Below are 19,506 nucleotides of genomic sequence, written 5' to 3' on the forward strand. Positions count from 1 at the left end.
CAGAACTGCACAGTAAACCCGCGCGCCGACATCCTCTGGGTCTCGGCGCGCAGTCATGTAACGATCCGATCGTCCGGTTGGTTGCGCACGTGATCTGGGTGGCCCGAGTGGGCCGCGTGACCACGACACGCGCATTATGGTGTGCGGTGCTGCAGGGGAGGGTAGTGTCCCGGCGGTAGCCTGCCCGGTAACACACCTCGACCACCGTGGAGATCCGTGCACCTCAAGACCCTGACGGCCAAGGGCTTCAAGTCCTTCGCGTCGACCACCACGCTGAAGCTCGAGCCGGGCATCACCTGTGTCGTCGGGCCGAACGGCTCCGGCAAGTCCAACGTGGTCGACGCCATCGCCTGGGTGCTCGGCGAGCAGGGCGCGAAGGCGCTGCGCGGCGGCAAGATGGAAGACGTCATCTTCGCCGGGACCGCGAGCCGTGCCCCCCTGGGACGCGCCGAGGTCACCCTCACGATCGACAACAACGACGGTGCGCTGCCGATCGACTACACCGAGGTGTCGATCACCCGCCGCATGTTCCGCTCGGGCGAGAGCGAGTACGAGATCAACGGCAACTCCTGCCGCCTGCTCGACATCCAGGAGCTGCTCTCCGACTCCGGCATCGGCCGCGAGATGCACGTGATCGTCGGCCAGAACCGCCTCGACGGCGTCCTGCACGCCCGGCCCGAGGACCGCCGCGCCTTCATCGAGGAGGCGGCCGGCGTCCTCAAGCACCGCAAGCGCAAAGAGAAGGCCATCCGCAAGCTCGAGGCGATGGCGGCCAACCTCAACCGCCTCGGCGACCTCACCACCGAGCTGCGCCGCCAGCTCAAGCCGCTCGGGCGCCAGGCCGAGGTCGCCCGGCGCGCCGCGGGCATCCAGGCCGACCTGCGCGACGCCCGGCTGCGGCTGCTCGCCGACGACCTGCACACGCTGCGCGAGACCCTCGACCGGGAGATCGCCGACGAGACGGCCCTGCGCGCACGGCGCGAGGAGGTCGAGGCCGAGGTCGAGGCGGTCAACGAGCGCCTGGCCGCCCTCGAGGCCGAGCACGCCGCCGACGCCCCGGCCCTGGCCGCCGCCCAGGACACGTGGTTCCAGCTGTCGACGCTGCAGGAGCGGTACCGCTCCCTGCACCAGCTCGCCGCCGAGCGCCACCGCAACCTCGCCGCCGCCCCCGTCGACGAGCGGCCCGGGCGCGACCCCGACCAGCTCACCGCCGAGGCCGACAAGGTCCGGGAGCAGGAGGAGGAGCTGCGCGCCGCGCTGGAGGCGAGCCAGGAGCGCCTCGCCGAGGCCGTCGAGCGCCGCCAGGACCTCGAGCGCCGTCTCGCCTTCGCCGAGAAGGCCATCGTCGCGGCCCACAAGGCCATCGCCGACCGCCGCGAGGGCCTGGCCAAGCTCACCGGCCAGGTCGAGTCCGCCCGCTCCCGCGCGAACGCCGCCGGCGACGAGATCGAGCGGCTCGCCGTCCAGCTCGCCGAGGCCGAGGCGCGCGCGGAGGCGGCCCAGAGCCTCTACGACGAGGCGAGCGCGGGCGCGTCGGTCGCCGACAACGCCAACGCCGACCTGGAGATGCGCCACCAGGAGGCGACCCGCGAGCTCGACGCGATCAACAACGAGGTGCGCCAGCACAACGACGCCGAGCGCGCCGCGGAGAAGGACGCCGCGCAGTGGAAGGCCCGCGAGGAGGCGCTCGCCATGGGCCTGCGCCGCAAGGACGGCGCCGGCACCCTGCTGGCCCGCGCCGACCGCGTGCCCGGCCTGCTCGGCAGCGTCGCCGCCCTGCTGTCGGTCGAGGCCGGCCACGAGGCGGCCCTCGCCGCCGCGCTGGGCGCCCTGGCCGACGCCGTCGCCGTCTCCGGCGTCGAGGGCGCGGTCGCCGCGGTCGAGATGCTCAAGCAGGACGACGCCGGCCGCGCCGCGCTGCTCATCGCCTCCGCGCCCATGCTCGACGCCCCGCCGGTCGAGCGGGTGCCGCTGCCCCCGGGCGCGGCGTGGGCGATGGACCTGGTGCGCGCCCCCGAGGAGCTGCGCCCGGCCCTGGAGCGCGCCCTCGGCGACGTGGTGTTCGCCCCCGACCTCGCGACCGCGCGCCGCATCGTGTCCTACGCGCCCGCGCTGCGCGCCGTCACGCCCGAGGGCGACGTCATCGGCGCGTACGCCGCGGCCGGTGGCTCCGGCAAGCAGCACAGCTTCATCGAGGTCCAGGCGGCCGTCGAGGAGGCCCGCCAGCAGAAGGTCGACGCCGAGGGCCGCGTCGCCGAGGCGCGGGAGCTGCTCGGCCTGGCCCGCGCCGCGGCCGCCGCGGCCAAGCAGGTCGTCGCCGAGACCGCCGCGGCCAAGAAGGAGGCCGACACCGTCCGCAACGCGGCCGCGCGCCGCCTCGCCGAGCTGGGCGCGGCCGCGAAGTCGGCCCGGGCCGAGGTCGAGCGGCACGCCGCGGCGAAGGCCAAGGCGGAGGCGGCCCGGGAGTCCGGCCGCGCCAGCCTCGCCGACCTCGAGGAGCGCCTGGCGGCGGCCGAGGAGATCCCGATCGACGACGACCCCTCCACGCAGGAGCGCGACGACCTCGCCGGCGAGGTGCCGGTCGCGCGGCAGCAGGAGATGGAGGTCCGTCTCGCGGTGCGCACCGCCGAGGAGCGCGTCGGCGCCCTCGCCGGCCGCGCGGACGCGCTGCTGCGCCAGGCCGCCGCCGAGCGGGCCGCCCGGGAGCGCGCCGCCGCCCGCAAGGCCACCCGCGCCCGCGGCGCCCGCATCGCCGAGGCCGTGGCCGACGGCGCCGCGTTCGCCCTGGAGCGGCTCGTCGACTCGATCGCCGAGGCCCAGGAGACCCGCGACACCCTCGCGGCCACGCGCGCCGAGCGCGAGACGGCCCTCACCGACGTGCGCGGGCGCGCCAAGCACCTCACCGCCGAGCTCGACCGGCTCACCAACGCCGTGCACCGCGACGAGGTGGCCCGGGCCGAGCAGCGCATGCGCATCGAGCAGCTCGAGAGCCGCTCGGCCGAGGAGTTCGGGCTCGACGCCGACACCCTCGTCGCCGAGTACGGCCCCCACCTGCCCGTCCCGCCGACCGCGCCCGAGGTCGCCGCGGCCGAGGCGGACAAGCGGCCCGTGCCCGAGCCGGTCCCCTTCGACCGCGCCACCCAGGAGAAGCGCGCCGCCAAGGCCGAGCGCGAGCTGAACCTGCTGGGCAAGGTCAACCCGCTGGCGCTGGAGGAGTTCGCGGCGATGGAGGAGCGCTACAAGTTCCTCTCCGACCAGCTCGAGGACCTCAAGGCCACCCGCCGCGACCTGCTCACCGTGGTCAAGGACGTCGACGACCGCATCCTCGAGGTGTTCACCAGCGCCTACCACGACACCGCGCGGGAGTTCGAGCAGGTCTTCTCGGTGCTGTTCCCGGGCGGCGAGGGCCGCCTCGTGCTCACCGACCCGGAGGACATGCTCACGACCGGCATCGAGGTCGAGGCACGGCCGCCCGGCAAGAAGATCAAGCGTCTCTCGCTGCTCTCCGGCGGCGAGCGCTCGCTGACCGCCGTCGCCCTGCTGTGCGCGATCTTCCGCGCCCGCCCCAGCCCGTTCTACATCATGGACGAGGTCGAGGCCGCCCTGGACGACGTCAACCTGGGCCGCCTCATCACCCTCTTCGAGCAGCTGCGGGAGCGCAGCCAGCTGATCATCATCACCCACCAGAAGCGCACGATGGAGGTCGCCGACGCCCTCTACGGCGTCACCATGCGATCCGGCGTCACGGAGGTCATCTCCCAACGCCTGCGGACGGAAGAGGCAGCGTGATCCAACGGCCGACGGCCCTGCTCATCGACTTCGACGGGGTCCTGCGCACGTTCGACCCCTCGACAAACGCCAAGATCGAGCAGCGGTACGGTCTGGAGCCCGGGACGGTCCTCGACACCGCCCTCGAGTGGGATCGCCTGCTGCCGGCCATCACGGGCCGCATGACGCGCGCCGAGTGGCTCGCGACCGTGGCCGCGGACCTCGCGGAGCGGGTCGGCGGCCCCGAGCGCGCCGCCGAGCTGATGGCGGAGTGGCAGCTCTACCCGGGCGACGTCGCGGCGGACGTCCTGGCCTTCGTCCGCGACGTGCGGGCGGCCGGCCTGCCCGTGTGCCTCGCGACCAACTCGACGATCGAGTTCCGCGACGTGCTCGAGTCGTTCGGCCTCACCGACGAGTTCGACGCGGTCGCCCTCTCGGCCGAGCTCGGGGTGCACAAGCCCGCCAAGGAGTACTTCCAGGCCGCCTGCGCCCTCATCGGCACCCCGCCGCCGCGCTGCCTGCTGGTCGACGACACCGACCGCATGATCCGCGGCGCGCGGGCGGCGGGCCTCACGGCGTACCGCTACACGCCCGGCGACGATCTCAGCTATCCGCGCCGGGCGCTGGGCCTGTAGCTCGACTGCCGGGCCGCCGGCCCGTCAGAGGCTGGCCTCGACGGCCTGGACGACCTCGGCCGACTTCGGCTCCGTGCGCGGGCCGAAGCGGCCGGCGACGGTGCCGTCGGACGCGACCAGGAACTTCTCGAAGTTCCACCGGATGTCGCCGGTGTGCCCCTCGGCGTCCGGCACCGGGGTCAGCAGGTCGTAGAGCGGGTGCCGGCCCTCGCCGTTGACCTCGATCTTCTCGGTCATGGGGAAGGTCACACCGTAGGTGGTGCTGCAGAACTCGGCGATCTCCTCGGAGGTGCCCGGCTCCTGCCCGGCGAACTGGTTGCAGGGCACGCCCAGCACCGAGAAGCCGCGGCCCGCGTACTCCTTGTGCAGCGCCTCGAGGTCGGCGTACTGGGGCGTCAGGCCGCACCGGGACGCGACGTTGACCACGAGGACCGGGCGCCCGCGGAACTGGCCGAGATCGAGGGGCTTGCCCTGCAGGTCGGCGATTTCGACGTCGTAAAAGCTCATGCCCGTGATCGTATGCCGCACGGCGCGCGGCCTAGGGTGAAGCGTGACCGGTCACCAACTCGCGGTCGGCGCCGTGCTGCGCCGGGGCAAGGACGTCCTGCTGATCAGCGACCCGCCGGACTGGGCGCTCCCGGGCGGGGCCGTGGAGGCGGGGGAGCCGCTGCTGGCCAGGGTGGCTCAGGAGGCCGGCTACGCATCGGTGCTCGCCGAGCGGCTGCTGTGGGTCGCGCGCTACCCCGCGGGCGGGGTGGAGTACGAGATGCTGGGCTTCGAGGTGACCGGCGTCGGGCCGCACGACGACTCGGGCGCGTGGGTGCCCCTGGCCGAGGCCGTGGACCGCCTGAGCCGCATGTGGTTCGCCCCGATCCGGGAGCCGGCTGTGGCATATCTCACCGGCCGGGCCCGGGTGGCGACGCTGTGGACGTGGACGGACCTCAACGAGCCGGCGGTGACGCACCCGCGCGTCAGCTCAGCTTGAGCGACGCCACCTCGCCCAGGGACTTGTCCGGCCGGGTGCCCTCGATCGACACGTGCGCCGACCGGCCCTCCATCAGCAGCAGGCCGACGGCGTTGCCGAAGTACGGGCCCGCGGTCTTCCTCCACCGCACGACGGGCTTGCGCAGCCCCAGCGTGCGCGCCAGGGAGCGCATCATCCGGGCCGCCGGCGGGTTCCAGCCGAACTTCATCGCCGGCCGGACGAGGCGCGGCATGTCGTTGTGCACCGGCGAGCACGTCAGCTGGTGCACCGCGCTCTCCACCTCCGGCCCGAGGTCGGCCCGCGCGGCGTAGGAGTGGTGAACGTCACCCGACAGGACGCTGATCGTGGCGGGCGCGGGCGACACGCCGCCCTGCCCGGCGCCGATCTGGGTCAGCAGGGCGCTCAGCGCGTCGAAGGAGCGGCCGAACGCGGCCCAGTGCTCCAGGTCGACGGCCTGGCGCAGCTTCTCGCCGAACCGGCCCACCCAGCCCCGCGGGGACTCCGCCAGCCGCTCGGTCGCGGCCTCCAGGTGGTGGATGGCCGGCGGCAGCAGCCACGGCAGCGAGGAGCCGATGAGCAGGTGGTCGTAGTCGCCCGGGAGCTGCTTGGCGAGCCAGGCCCACTCGCTGTCCGGCAGCATCGCGCGCCGGCCCTGTTCCAGCTCGCGCGCGGCCCGGTTGTCGACCACGATGAGGCGCGTGCGGTCGATGTCGAGGGCATAGCTCCATCGGTACGCCACCGCGCGGTCGCGATCCGCCCGCGCGCCGAAGTCGTCGAGGATCTCGGTCGCGTCCCCGGCCGAGCTCACGGCCGCGTAGACGGGGCACTCGGCCAGGGCGCTCGGGGCCAGGTTGCCCATGTGCTGGTACACCCAGTACGACGCCAGGCCCGCCTGGATGCGCTGCGGCCACCAGCTCAGTTCCGACATCTGCTCGCGCCACCGCTGCGACGTGTTCCAGTCGTCGATGATCTCGTGGTCGTCGAAGATCATCACGCTCGGGACGGTCGACAGCAGCCAGCGGATCTCGGGGTCGCCCCACGAGTCGAGGTACAGCTTCGTGTACTCGTGGAAGTCCACCACCTGCGTCGTGGGCGCGTCCGCGCGGCGCTGCTGGCGGCGCCGCTTGAGCCAGCGCTGGATCTTCTCCGGGGTCTCGTCGGCGTAAACTTGATCACCGAGCAGCACCATGAGATCGGGCCACTCGGTGGGCGCGTCCGAGCGGATGGACTCGATCAGCCGCCCCGCGTAGGCGTCGAGGGCGTCCGGGGGGTAGCGCGTCACGCTGAGCGGACTCGCCTCGCGGCACGAACCGAAGACCAGCCGCACGGGAGCCCCCGCGCGCCGGGTGCGGATCACCGGGGGCGGGCACGGGTCGTCCGGCAGCGGCCACACCACGGCGCCGTCGATCTTGACGTGGTACGGCGTGACGGCGCCCTCCGGCAGCCCGGCGACCACGACCAGGGCGTAGTGGTGACCGTGCACGCTGAACGTCCGGGCCGCCCCGCCCGCGGGCCCGGCGTCGACCTCGACCGTCGCCGGGTGCGCGGTCTCCACCCAGATCGTCGCCCGGTCGCCCTCGACGCGCCGCAGGACGGGGCCGAGCACGAGCGGACCACGGTCGTTGTCGAGCTCGGTTTCGGACATGCTGTTGCGACCTCCGGGGCGTTGCGGGGTGAGCCGGACTGCATCCCGAATGATCCTGCTCGGCTCGTCTCGGCGCCACTGCAGGCCGCCGCGCGCCGCGTCTGGGAGGATTCCTGCCATGGAGTCGTACATCGTCTTCGGCCTGGTGCTGCTCGTCGTCATAATCGGGGCCACACTGGCGCTGATCGCTCCCCGTTTCCGCAAGCCTCCGACCCTGCCACCGTCGGCCCCGCCCAAGGAGCCCTCCGCCCCGGTGGTGGTGAAGGAGCCGCCGGTCGTCGAGGCGCCGCCGGTCGTCGAGGCGCCGCCGGTCGAAGAAGCCCCTCCGGTCGTCGAGGCCCCGCCGGTCGTCGAGATCGAGCGGCCCGAGCCCACCGCCGGCCGCCTCGTGCGCCTCCGCGCGCGCCTGAGCCGCTCCCAGAACGTCTTCGGCAAGGGCCTGCTCGCCCTGCTGTCGCGCGACCGGCTCGACGACGACACCTGGGACGAGATCGAGGAGACCCTGATCGGCGCCGACGTCGGCGTCCAGGCGACCACCGACATCGTCGCCAAGCTGCGCGAGCGGGCCCGCGTCCACGGCACCGCCACCGCGTCCGACCTGCGCACGATGCTCACCGACGAGCTCGTCGCGGCGCTGCAGCCCGACCTGGACCGCTCCCTGGCCGCCACCCCGCGCAACGGCCGCCCCGCGGTGCTGCTCGTCGTGGGCGTCAACGGCGCCGGCAAGACCACCACCTGCGGCAAGATCGCCCGGGTGCTCGTCGCCGACGGCCACACCGTGGTCCTCGGCGCCGCCGACACCTTCCGCGCGGCCGCGGCCGAGCAGCTGGCCACCTGGGCCGGGCGGGTCGGCGCCGACGTCGTGCGGGGCCCCGAAGGAGCGGATCCGGCCTCGGTGGCGTTCGACGCCGTCAAACGGGGTATTGACGCGGGTGTGGACACGGTGCTGATCGACACGGCCGGCCGGCTGCAGAACAAGGTCGGCCTGATGGACGAGCTCGGCAAGGTCAAGCGGGTCGTTGAGAAGCACGGGCCGGTGGACGAGACGCTGCTCATCCTCGACGCCACGACCGGGCAGAACGGCCTGGAGCAGGCGCGGGTGTTCACCGAGGTGGTCGATGTGACAGGCGTCGTGCTGACCAAGCTCGACGGGACCGCGAAGGGTGGCATCGTCATCGCGGTCCAGCGCAAACTGGGCATTCCGGTGAAGCTGGTCGGCCTGGGCGAGGGCCCCGACGATCTGGCTCCGTTCGATGCCCGACAGTTCGTGGACGCCCTCGTTGGCGCGGACGCGTAACCTCGGACGGTACCTTGAGACGGTAAGGCCCGGCCGCGCACTTCCGGCGGCCGGCGCAAGGCAGGACAGCTCGGTTCCCCGGTCAGGTCAGCGAAGGACGAAGACGTGACGCAGCAGGAGATCCCGCTCCACGGCGGGAACACCTCCGTCGTGGTGCGCTCGGGCGACACCGTGCGCCGCAACGCGGGGCCGTGGACGCCCGCGGTGCACGCGCTGCTGCGCCATCTGGAGTACGTCGGCTTCACCGGCGCTCCGCGCGCCTTCGGCATCGACGAGCGCGGGCGCGAGGTGCTGCAGTACCTCGAGGGGGAGTGCGGCGAATACCCGCTGGCCCCGCACTGGGTGACCGACGAGGCGATGGTCACCGTCGCGACCATGCTGCGGATGTTCCACGACGCCCAGGCGGGCTTCCGGCCGCCCCCGAACGCCGTCTGGCGCTCGTTCGGCCCCCCGCCGCCGGACACCGAGGTCATCTGCCACCACGACGCCGCCCCGCACAACGTCATCTGGCGCCCGGACGGGACCCTGTCGCTGATCGACTTCGACCTGGCCTCGCCCGGCGCGCGGATCTACGACGTCGCGTACGCCGCGTGGACCTGGGTCCCGCTGTTCTCCGACCGCGACTCCTACACCCTGGGCTGGAAGCGCCCGAACCGCCCGCGCCGGCTGCGCATGTTCGCCGACGCCTACGGCCTGACCCCGCGCGACCGGCACCGCCTCGTGCGCGTCATCCGGAAACGCATCGTCGATCACATCGAGGGCATTCGACGGATGGCGGCTGCGGGCGACCCGGCGTTCGTGCGCATCGTGCACAAGGGGCATCTCCGGCGTCCCGTGCGTGACCTGCGGCTCATCGACTATGAGCGGCACACGCTGGAGTACGCGCTGCGGTAGGACGTTTTCAGACTGTGAGCCCTTCTTCACACGCTGGAAACATGACGTGACGCGGTAGAAACCGCGCAGCGCCGGTGCGCGAAACGTGAGCCCGCGAAGCTCTCGCGCAACCGGCTGAAGGGCAATGCTGCCTCGAAGGTCGGGAGGGAGGATCTCGACTACTAGGAGGCCAGCGTGCCTGAAGCGACCATCGATACCGGCCATACCGCATGGCTGCTCGTGTCGACCGCTCTCGTGCTGCTCATGACGCCGGGTCTGGCACTGTTCTACGGTGGCCTGAACCGCTCCAAGGGCGTCCTCAACATGATGATGATGAGCTTCTCGACGATCGGGCTCGTCAGCGTCCTCTGGCTGTTCTACGGCTTCAGCGCCTCGTTCGGCTCCGACACGGCCGGTGGGCTGTTCGGTGACCTCGGGCAGTACTTCGGCAGCAAGACCTACATCGACCAGATGTGGGGCGCGACCGCGGACAACGCGAGCGGGATCGGCATCCCGACGTACGTCTTCATGGTCTTCCAGATGACGTTCGCCGTGATCACCGTCGCGCTCATCAGCGGCGCGATCTCCGACCGCGCGAAGTTCGGCGGCTGGCTGCTGTTCGCGTTCGGCTGGGCCACGCTGGTCTACTTCCCCGTCGCCCACAACGTGTGGGGCGGTGGCTGGATCGCCCAGAAGCTGCACCCGCTCGACTTCGCCGGTGGTACCGCCGTGCACATCAACGCCGGCGCGGCCGCGCTCGGTGTCGCCCTGGTCCTCGGCAAGCGCGTCGGCTGGCCGCGGGAGAGCATGAAGCCGCACAACGTGCCCTTCGTCGCCCTCGGCGCCGGTCTGCTGTGGTTCGGCTGGTTCGGCTTCAACGCCGGCTCCGAGCTGACCGTCGACGGCGTCACCGGCCTCGCCTTCGTCAACACCCAGGTCGCCACCGCCGCCGCCGTCCTCGGCTGGGTCATCGTCGAGTGGATCCGCGACCGCAAGCCCACCCTCGTCGGCGCCTCGTCCGGCGCGGTCGCGGGCCTGGTCGCGATCACCCCCGCCTGTGGCTTCATCGACTCGTGGGCGGCCGTGCTGCTCGGCCTCGTCGCGGGCCTCGTCTGCGCCCTGGCGGTCAGCCTCAAGTACCGCTTCGGCTTCGACGACTCGCTCGACGTGGTCGGCGTGCACTTCGTCGGCGGGTGGATCGGCTCCCTGTGGCTGGGCTTCTTCGCCAACGACAAGCTCAACTCGGCCATCAGCGGCGCCCTCGGGGCCAAGAACGGCCTGTTCATGGGCGGCGGCGTGGGTCAGCTCGGGGCCCAGGCGGGCGCGAGCGCTATCGTCACCGTCTACTCGTTCGCCATCGCCTTCGTGCTCGCCTTCGTCATCCAGAAGACGGTCGGCTTCCGGGTCAGCACCGAGGCCGAGGTCGAGGGCATCGACATCGCGGAGCACGCGGAGAGCGCCTACGACCTCACCCCGGGCACCGGCAGCGGTGGCGGCACGGGTGCGTTCGCGATGGCGGGCGTAGGCACGAGCAAGGCCCCCACGCCGGCGGCGGAAGCCCCGGCGTCGGAAAAGGTTGCCGGATAGCGTCGAGGGATGTCGGAGGGAATGGGCATGAAGCTGGTGACCGCGGTCATCAAGCCGTATCAGCTCGACGCGGTGAAGGAGGCGCTCCACGCGCTCGGCGTGGCGGGCCTCACCGTGAGCGAGGTTCAGGGCTACGGCCGTCAGAAGGGCCACACCGAGGTCTACCGCGGTGCGGAGTACACGGTGGAGTTCGTCCCCAAGATCCGGGTCGAGATCGTCACCGACGAGCTCGACTTCGAGAAGGTCGTGGACGCCATCGTGACCGCCGCCCGCACCGGCAAGATCGGTGACGGCAAGGTGTGGGTCACCTCGGTCGACGAGGTGGTCCGGGTCCGCACCGGCGAGCGCGGGCTCGACGCGCTCTAAGCCGCTGCTGATCTCTATCCTCATCACATGACACAATCGTCGGCGCCCGCACCGGTCCTTTCCGCCGGGGCGGGCGCCGACGCGCGAGCCGAGCGCTCGGACGCGATCGACGAGTGGCTCGTCGAGATCTTTCAAAAAGCCGGCGGTTGTACCTCCAATGCCTCGCTCGTCGCCGTAGGCGGCCTGGGCCGTCGCGAATGCGCTCCGCGCAGCGACCTCGACCTGGTGCTGCTGCACCCGGGCGGCCCCGGCGACGAGGCGGCGGCCGACGAGCTCGGCAGCCTCCTGTGGTACCAGATCTGGGACGCCAGGTTCGCCCTCGACCACTCCACCCGCAGCCCCGGCCAGGCCCTCGACCTGGCCCGCCAGGACCTCAAGGTGGCGCTCGGCCTGCTCGACGCCCGCCTCGTCGCCGGCGACGCGCAGATGCTCGCCACGCTGCACGCCGACGCCGTCGCCCAGTGGCGCCGCGAGGCCCGCCACCTGCTGCCGTCCCTGCGCACCCTCACCCAGGACCGCTGGAAGGCCCACGGCGAGCTGGCGTTCCTCCTGGAGGGCGACGTCAAGGAGTCGCGCGGAGGCCTGCGCGACTTCGGCGTCCTGCGCGGCATCGGCTTCGCCGGGGTCGCCGACGGCCCCCGCCCCGCCGTCCGCGGCGCCCACCGGACCCTCCTCGACGTGCGCGACGCCCTCCACACGGTGCGCGGACGCCGCGTCGACCGCCTCCTCGCCCAGGACCGCGACGAGGTCGCCGAGATGCTCGGCTACGGCGACCGCGACGACGTCCTGCGCCGCATCGCCGAGTCCGCCCGCACCATCGCCTACGCCAGCGACGACGCCTGGCGGGCCGTGGAGCGCTGGGCCGCCCCGAGCACCCGCGGCCACGCCGAGCGCCGCCCCCTCGCCCGCGACGTGGTCGAGCAGCGCGGGGAGGTCGTGCTCGCCCGCGCCGCCGTCACCCCGCGCCCGGACCCGGCCCTGCCCCTGCGCGTCGCCGCGGCCGCGGCCCGCGCGGACCTGCCGATCGCCCACGCCACCCTGGAGTGGCTCGGCGGCTTCGCCGGCCCCATGCCGAACCCCTGGCCCGCCCCCGCGCGCGACGCCCTGCTCACCCTGCTGGGCAGCGGCCCCGCGATGATCTCGGTCTGGGAGGCCTGCGACCGGTACGGCCTCGTCGTCAACTGGCTCCCCGAGTGGGCCCGGGTGCGCAGCCTGCCCCAGCACAACCCCGTCCACCTGTTCACCGTCGACCGCCACCTGGTCGAGACCGCCCGCCAGGCCGCCCGCCTCGCCCGCGACGTCGAGCGCCCCGACCTGCTGGTGCTCGCCGCCCTCCTGCACGACATCGGCAAGGGCCTGCCCGGCGACCACAGCATCGTCGGCGCCCCGATCGCCGCCGCGGCGGCCGAGCGCCTGGGCCTCAGCCCCGCCGACGTGGCCCAGATCGAGAAGGTGGTGCGCCTCCACCTGCTCATCCCCGACACCGCCACCCGCCGCGACCTGTCGGACCCGCAGACCATCGCCACCGTCGCCGGCGCCGTGGGCGACGCCTCCACCCTCAACCTGCTGCACGCCCTCGCCCGCGCGGACGCGGCCGCGACCGGCCCGGCCGCCTGGTCGGAGTGGAAGGGCCGGCTCATCGCCGAGCTCGTGCGCCACGTCGACCGCGCCCTGGACACCGGCGTCGTGGCCCCGCCGCCCTCGCCCGCCACCCGGCTCGCCGTCCCGTCCCGGCTCCCGGCGGTCCTGCTCGACACCGACTCCGTCTCGGTGACCGCCCCCGACCGCCGCGGCCTGCTGGCGGCCGTCGCCGGCTGCCTGTCCCTGCACCGCCTCGACGTGGTGACCGCCGACACCGTGACGGTCGACGGCCTCGCCCGCATGGTCTGCGCCGTCCAGCCCCGCTACGGCGACATCGACCACGACGCCGTCGTGTCCGACCTGCGCCGCGCCGTGACCGGCGACCTGCCGGTGGCCGAGCGCCTGGCCGCCCGCGAGCGCTCGGCCCGGCGCAACACCACCTCCGCGCCCCCGCGCGTGGTGTGGCAGCCCCCGACGGCGGCCACGGACGCGACGGTGCTGGAGCTGCGCGCCACGGACACGCCGGGGCTGCTGTTCCGGGTGGCGAGCGCGCTGGAGGACGTGGGCGCCGACGTACGCTCGGCGCGCATCTCCACCCTCGGCGGCGAGGTGGTGGACGCGTTCTACCTGGAGGGCGAGTGGGACGCGCCCGCGCGCGTCCTCGTGGAGTCGGCCGTCCTCGCCGCCGCCACCTCTTCCTAGCCTCCTGCTCCCGCCCTAGCCTCCTGCTCCGGCGCCTGCCGTCTCCGGCCCCTAACTCCCCGCCTCCCGCTCCCGGGCATCGGTTGATGCCTCATTCGCTTTGTGGCTTTCCGGCCTCTTACGCTCCGCCACCGTGCTGCGCCGCGGGCCGCGACGCACGGTCCGCGGTCGCGTACCCTTCAAGGGACTCCTACACCGAGGACGGATCCGTCGTGTTTGACACCCTGAGTGACCGCCTATCCGGCATCTTCTCGAAGCTGCGGAGCAAGGGACGGCTCACCGACGCCGACGTCGACGCGACCGCGCGGGAGATCCGCCTGGCGCTGCTCGAGGCCGACGTCGCGCTGCCCGTGGTCAAGGCGTTCATCGCCCGGCTCAAGGAGCGGGCGCGGGGCGCCGAGGTGTCGCAGGCGCTCAACCCGGCCCAGCAGGTCATCAAGATCGTTCACGAGGAGCTCGTGGCGACGCTCGGTGGCGAGGCCCGCCGCCTGCAGTTCGCCAAGAACCCGCCGACCGTGATCATGCTCGCCGGTCTGCAGGGTTCCGGCAAGACGACCCTCGCCGGCAAGCTCGCCCGCTGGCTCAAGGGCCAGGGCCACCAGCCGCTGCTGGTCGCCGCCGACCTCCAGCGCCCCAACGCCGTCAACCAGCTGCAGGTCCTCGGCGGCCGCGCGGGCGTCGAGGTCTACGCGCCCGAGCCCGGCAACGGCACCGGCAACCCCGTCCAGGTCGCCCGCGACTCCGTCGAGCACGCGAAGCGCCAGATGCGCGACATCGTCATCGTCGACACCGCCGGCCGCCTCGGCATCGACGCCGAGATGATGCAGCAGGCCGCCGACATCCGCGACGCCGTCGACCCCGACGAGGTCCTGTTCGTCATCGACGCCATGGTCGGCCAGGACGCGGTCACCACCGCCGAGGCGTTCCGCGACGGCGTCGGCATCTCCGGCGTCGTGCTCTCCAAGCTCGACGGCGACGCCCGCGGTGGCGCCGCGCTCTCCGTGCGCCACGTCACCGGCCAGCCGATCATGTTCGCGTCCACCGGCGAGAAGCTCGAGGACTTCGACGTCTTCCACCCCGACCGGATGGCCTCGCGCATCCTCGGCATGGGCGACGTGCTCACCCTCATCGAGCAGGCCGAGCAGGCCTTCGCCGACGACGAGAAGGAGCGGATGGCCGCCAAGCTCATGGGCGGCCAGGACTTCACCCTCGAGGACTTCCTCGAGCAGCTCCAGGCGGTCCGCCGCATGGGCCCCATCGCCAACGTGCTCGCCATGATGCCGGGCATGAACCAGATGAAGGACCAGCTGGCCGAGATCGACGACAAGCACTTCGACCGGGTCACCGCGATCATCCGCTCGATGACCCCGAAGGAGCGCACCAACCCGAAGATCCTCAACGCTTCCCGCCGCGTGCGCATCGCCAACGGCTCCGGCGTCTCGGTCACCGACGTCAACCAGCTGCTCACCCGCTTCGCCGACGCGCAGAAGATGATGAAGCAGATGGGCGGCATGATGGGCCTGCCCGGCGGCCGCCGGAAGGCGACCAAGAGCCCGAAGAACAAGCGCAAGGGCACCAAGGGCGGCAACTCCGGCATGCGCCAGCCCCGCCTCGGCGCCGGCGGCATGCCGCAGCTGCCGCCGGGCTTCGACCCGGCCGCCATGGACCCCAACGCGGCGGGCATGCCCCCGGGCTTCCGCCTCCCGAAGATCGACTTCTCGAAGCTGCAGAAGCGTGACAAGGACTCCTGACCCGCTGCCCGCATCCGGCCCCATCGGTAGCCCCGACGCCACCCCCGCGCGCGGTGGCGACTCCTTCGGCACGTCCGCGCCCGATGAGGGCGCTGAGCCCGCGACCGGCGCCGGCAACGCGCCCGGGCTCGCTTCCCACGGTGCGTCCGAGCGTGGCTCCCGTGATGCGTCCGGGCGTGGGGTTGGCAGCGCGGCCGGGGCTGGCACCGGCGGCGCGTCCGCGCGTGTGTCCCGCGATGTGTCCGCGCGCGGGAACGACGGCGGCCCGGCGCTCCACGTGCGGGGGACGCTGCTGCCCTCCGGCGAGCGGCGCGATCTCTGGCTCGTCGGCGACCGCTTGACCTTCGCGCCGGTCGCCGGTGCGCTCACGGTCGCGGACGAGGGCTACATCCTGCCCGGACTCGTGGACGCCCACTGCCACCTGGGCATCCAGCCCGGCGGCCGGCCGTCCGACGGGATCGACCAGGCGCGGTCGCTCGCGGTCGTGGATCGCGACGCGGGCGTCCTCGCGATCCGCGATGCCGGCTCGCCGATCCCGTACGCCTCCCTCGACGACGACCCCGACGTCCCCCGCCTCGTGCGCGCCGGCCGGCACGTCGCGCCCCCGAAGCGATACCTGCGCGACATCGGCGTCGAGGTCGGCGAGGCGGACCTGCCCGGCGAGATCACCCGCCAGGCCGGCCTCGGCAGCGGCTGGGTCAAGCTCGTCGGCGACTGGATCGACCGCGGCGTCGGCGACCTCGCCCCCGCGTGGGACGTCGCCGCGATGGCCGGCGCGATCGAGGCCGCGCACGCCGCGGGCGCGCGGGTCGCGGTCCACACCTTCGCCGAGGAGTCGGTCGCCGCGCTGGTCCGCGCAGGCGTGGACTCCGTCGAGCACGGCACCGGCCTGAACGAGTCTGACATCGACGAGATGGCCCGCCGCAACACGGCCCTCGTCCCCACGATGATCAACATCGCGACGTTCGGTGGCATCGCGGCCCAGGCCGAGGACAAGTTCCCGGCGTACGCCCGGCACATGCTCACCCTCCGCGACCGCTTCCCGTCGATCGTGCGCGCCGCCCACGAGGCCGGCGTCCCGATCTACGTCGGCAGCGACGCGGGCGGCGGCATCGACCACGGCCTGGCCGCCGAGGAGATGCTCCTGCTGCACCGCGAGGCGGGCCTGCCGGCCGAGGCCGTGCTGCGCGCGGGCTCGTGGGGCGCCCGCGAGTGGCTGGGCTTCCCGGGCCTGGTCGAGGGCGGCCTGGCCGATCTCGTCGTGTACTCCGAGGACCCCCGCACCGACCTGACCACCCTGCTGCGGCCCCGCCGCATCGTCCTGCGCGGCCGGGTGGTCCGCTGACCCCTTCGAGCGCCGGCTGGACAACGCACCGGCACCGACCCGACCACCCCGCGCCGACCTGTCCCATCCGGCACCGCCTGTCCATCCAGCACCGGCGTGTCCACCCAGCGACGGCCTGACCGCTCTGCTCGGGCCTGTTCACCCAGCGCCGGCCTGTCCGCTCTGCTCGGGCCTGTCCACCCAGCGCCGGCCTGACCGCTCGGCTCCGGCCTGTCCACCCAGCGCCGGCCTGACCGCTCGGCTCCGGCCCCGTCGCATCGTGGTGCGGGCTGAGCGGTCCGCTGAGCTCTCCGCGGCCGATCAGACGACGCGCCCGCGCGTCGGGGCGGATTTGCCGGGCATCCGAGCACCGGCCGGGCGTCGCGTCCGCGCGCTCGCTTTCGCCGGTCACCCCCCCCCATTCAGGTGATCCTCCACCAGGTCGGCGATCTGCGCCGATGCCTTCGCCGGCCGCCACAATTCGGGTGCCATCCATCCGGCGGCAACCGTTCTGTCGGGCTGCAGCCGCGCGTCCGAGCGGCGGATGCCACCCGTCGGTCGCCGCCCGGTGTGACCTGCCAGGCGGCGGTCCAGGGCGGGCTCGGGAGCGCGGAGCCGATACACTGACCGCGTGCCGTTGCGTCCCGGAAGACCGGTCCTGCACCGGCATTTCACGCGTGACACGCTGGTCTGGGCGCCGTTGACGCGCGTGGTCTCCGACGACGAGCAGGGCACCCGCCTCTGGCTCGCGACCGGCAGCCCCGTCATCCGGCAGGTCAACGAGGACGGCCAAGGGCCGCGCGGGATGCCGTTCGAGCGCTGGATCGCCGAGCCGAAGAAGATCATCCATGACGTGTACCGCGGGCCGAGCACGCTGAAGTTCCACCCGCGCGGGGCCGCATACTCGGTGTGGTGGCTGTTCGACCCCGAGCTGCGCTTCCGCGCGTGGTACGTGAACCTCGAGGAGCCCGGGATCACCTGGGACGACGGCGCGGTCGCGGGGGTCGACCTCACCGACCAGGACCTCGACATGTGGATCTGGCCGGACCGGCGCTGGGGCTGGAAGGACGAGGACGAGTTCGAGGAGCGGTTGGCGCACCCGGACTCGTACTGGGTGAGCGACCCCGACGCCGTCTGGGCCCAGGGCCACGCGATCGTCCCGGTGATCGAGGCGGGGGAGTGGCCCTTCGACGGCACGTGGACCGACTTCCGGCCGCCGGACGAGTGGACGATCCCGGAGCCGGTGACCGAGGGCTGGGACCGGCCCCGGGAGCGGGCGTGACGATCCCGAGCGCGAATGCTCGCTTCCGAGCGGGCGTAACTACTCCCGAGCAGGCATCCACCGCTTCCGAGCGGGAATCCACCGCTCCTGAGCGGGCGTCCATCGCTTTCGAGCGGGCGTCCATCGCTTTCGAGCGGCATGACTGCTCTTGAGTGCCCGCGTGGCCGCTACCGAGCGCGCGTGGTCGCTCGCGAGCGGGTGTGATGGCTCCCGAGCGGCTGTGGCCGCTCCCGAGCGCGAGTGAATCCAGGTGTCACCGGAACCCCGCGGGGCGGGGCCTACCCAGGGAGCGCGGTTGAGCATCGTCTTCACGCCCGGCCAGGTGATCATGCATCGCAATGTGCGGCGGGGGCGGATCGGGTGGGTGCGGCCCGCTCGTGTCGTGTCCGATGACGAGCGCGGGTTGCTGCTGTGGATCGCGCGCCACACGCCCGTGGTCAACGAGGTGTCCGGCGACGGGTACGGGATGCGGACGATGCCGTTCGCCGACTACGTCACGCGTGGGACCTCGCTCAAGCAGGGCACCTGGAACGGGCCGGGCGTGCTGAAGCTGCACCGCCCCGGCGATCCCGCGCACTCGGTGTGGTGGTTCCGCAACGATGCTGACGAGTTCACCGGGTGGTACGTCAACCTGGAGCGTCCGGCGATCCGCTGGAGCGATGCGGGGGCCGCGTCCGGGGTCGACGTGACCGACGAGGATCTCGACATCATCGTGGCGCCGGACCGTACCTGGGAGTGGAAGGACGAGGAGGAGTTCCTCGAGCGGCTCGCGCTGCCGGAGCACTACTGGGTCGAGGACGAGGCGGCGGTGCGCGAGGAGGGTCTGCGGGTCGTCAAGGAGATCGAGGCGGGGGGCTTTCCGTTCGACGGCACCTGGACGGACTTCATGCCGCCGCCCGAGTGGGAGCTGCCCGGCCTCGAAGCCGGCTGGGACCGGCCCCCGCTTCGCTGACATCCGCCCGGCGCTCCCGCGCGTCCGAACAGGCGGGCCCGAGCGACCCGGGCAACCTAAGAACCCGCGTGTCTGGGCGACCCGGCAGTTGGGCATCCGAGCGCCCAGGCGTCCGCGCGCGACCGGGGCGACGGGGCGAGCCGACGGCTGGGTCATCGACCGGTCGCGCCGCAGCGAGACCAAACGGGCGCGCGCCGCAGCGAGACCAAACGGGCGCGCGCCGCAGCGAGACCAAACGGGCGCCGCAGCGTAGTCGGCCTCCGGTGGCGCGGATCAAGCCCCGGATGACGCAGCCCGAGCGGCAGCTACACGCGTCCGCGCGCCGGATCAGCCGTGCGGGATCGGTCGGGCGAGATCGGCGGGCGGGATCGGCCGGGCGCGAGGTCAGACGTCGGCGAAGCCACCCGCGTGGGAGATCGGCCGGGCGCGAGGTCAGACGTCGGCGAAGCCACCCGCGTGGGAGATCGGCCGGGCGCGAGGTCAGACGTCGGCGAAGCCACCCGCGTGGGAGATCGGCCGGGCGCGAGGTCAGACGTCGCCGAAGCCACCCGCGTGGGAGATCGGCCGTGAAACGTTCATCGCCGAGGGCGTCCGGCTTGTCGAATTCGGGTGAGGGGCGGGGGCTGCACCGGAGGTACCGGCGAAAAGGGCCGAAAATGGAACAAGCGGCCGTGGCGCGGGAGAGGATGGGCTCACGCGGGGTCGTTTTTGCGCACGGTAGCGGGTCTGGCACAATGGTCTGCTGGTATCCGGTGTGC

At 73.0% G+C, this 19,506-nt stretch carries 14 protein-coding genes; 12 read left to right on the forward strand and 2 right to left on the reverse strand.

Annotation, left to right across the window (positions count from 1 at the left end; genetic code table 11):
* Positions 1-216: 216 nt before the first annotated feature.
* On the forward strand, positions 217-3,789 hold the full coding sequence (gene smc, locus ACQP1P_RS07130; protein ID WP_433084268.1) for a chromosome segregation protein SMC: 3,573 nt from the start codon (positions 217-219) through the stop codon (positions 3,787-3,789).
* On the forward strand, positions 3,786-4,403 hold the full coding sequence (locus tag ACQP1P_RS07135) for an HAD family hydrolase (protein WP_433084270.1): 618 nt from the start codon (positions 3,786-3,788) through the stop codon (positions 4,401-4,403). Before smc ends, ACQP1P_RS07135 begins: the two co-directional genes overlap by 4 nt.
* 24 nt (positions 4,404-4,427) lie before the next feature.
* Here the strand turns inward: ACQP1P_RS07135 and ACQP1P_RS07140 are convergent, their stop codons facing one another.
* Entirely contained in the window at positions 4,428-4,910 is a 483-nt protein-coding gene (locus ACQP1P_RS07140; RefSeq protein WP_433084272.1) for a glutathione peroxidase, read from the reverse strand.
* Between the two features lie 43 nt (positions 4,911-4,953).
* Between ACQP1P_RS07140 and ACQP1P_RS07145 the strand changes: the two genes are divergently transcribed.
* The gene (locus ACQP1P_RS07145) at positions 4,954-5,388 is read left to right on the forward strand and encodes an NUDIX hydrolase (protein ID WP_433084274.1); all 435 of its coding nucleotides are present in this window, start codon (positions 4,954-4,956) and stop codon (positions 5,386-5,388) included.
* Here the strand turns inward: ACQP1P_RS07145 and ACQP1P_RS07150 are convergent.
* The gene (locus ACQP1P_RS07150) at positions 5,375-7,033 is read right to left on the reverse strand and encodes an alkaline phosphatase D family protein (protein ID WP_433084276.1); all 1,659 of its coding nucleotides are present in this window, start codon (positions 7,031-7,033) and stop codon (positions 5,375-5,377) included. The two genes, ACQP1P_RS07145 and ACQP1P_RS07150, sit on opposite strands and share 14 nt — an antisense overlap.
* A gap of 118 nt (positions 7,034-7,151) precedes the next feature.
* Between ACQP1P_RS07150 and ftsY the strand changes: the two genes are divergently transcribed.
* The 9 genes from ftsY to ACQP1P_RS07195 all read left to right on the forward strand — a co-directional run bounded on the left by ftsY (position 7,152) and on the right by ACQP1P_RS07195 (position 18,748).
* On the forward strand, positions 7,152-8,330 hold the full coding sequence (gene ftsY, locus ACQP1P_RS07155) for a signal recognition particle-docking protein FtsY (protein WP_433084278.1): 1,179 nt from the start codon (positions 7,152-7,154) through the stop codon (positions 8,328-8,330).
* Between the two features lie 105 nt (positions 8,331-8,435).
* Positions 8,436-9,224, forward strand: a complete 789-nt coding sequence (locus ACQP1P_RS07160; protein WP_223101822.1) for a phosphotransferase — start codon at positions 8,436-8,438, stop codon at positions 9,222-9,224.
* A 174-nt stretch (positions 9,225-9,398) separates the two neighbouring features.
* Positions 9,399-10,790: an ammonium transporter gene (locus tag ACQP1P_RS07165; RefSeq protein ID WP_433084280.1), complete on the forward strand. Its 1,392-nt coding sequence runs from the start codon at positions 9,399-9,401 to the stop codon at positions 10,788-10,790.
* 27 nt (positions 10,791-10,817) lie between these two features.
* Positions 10,818-11,156, forward strand: coding sequence for a P-II family nitrogen regulator (locus ACQP1P_RS07170; protein WP_190249674.1), 339 nt, complete (start codon positions 10,818-10,820; stop codon positions 11,154-11,156).
* Between the two features lie 27 nt (positions 11,157-11,183).
* Complete coding sequence (locus ACQP1P_RS07175; protein ID WP_433084282.1) at positions 11,184-13,439, forward strand: [protein-PII] uridylyltransferase; 2,256 nt, start codon at positions 11,184-11,186, stop codon at positions 13,437-13,439.
* 212 nt (positions 13,440-13,651) lie between these two features.
* Positions 13,652-15,190: a signal recognition particle protein gene (ffh, locus tag ACQP1P_RS07180; protein WP_433084284.1), complete on the forward strand. Its 1,539-nt coding sequence runs from the start codon at positions 13,652-13,654 to the stop codon at positions 15,188-15,190.
* Positions 15,191-15,428: 238 nt separating this feature from the next.
* A complete protein-coding gene (locus ACQP1P_RS07185; RefSeq protein WP_433084286.1) occupies positions 15,429-16,535 on the forward strand; it encodes an amidohydrolase family protein in 1,107 nt (368 codons plus the stop codon).
* A gap of 610 nt (positions 16,536-17,145) precedes the next feature.
* The gene (locus ACQP1P_RS07190; RefSeq protein WP_433084288.1) at positions 17,146-17,796 is read left to right on the forward strand and encodes a DUF402 domain-containing protein; all 651 of its coding nucleotides are present in this window, start codon (positions 17,146-17,148) and stop codon (positions 17,794-17,796) included.
* A gap of 301 nt (positions 17,797-18,097) precedes the next feature.
* Positions 18,098-18,748, forward strand: coding sequence for a DUF402 domain-containing protein (locus ACQP1P_RS07195; protein WP_433089883.1), 651 nt, complete (start codon positions 18,098-18,100; stop codon positions 18,746-18,748).
* Positions 18,749-19,506: the final 758 nt, after the last annotated feature.

Origin of the sequence: Dactylosporangium sp. CA-052675 (assembly GCF_050947935.1) — a bacterium.
Taxonomy (GTDB): domain Bacteria; phylum Actinomycetota; class Actinomycetes; order Mycobacteriales; family Micromonosporaceae; genus Dactylosporangium.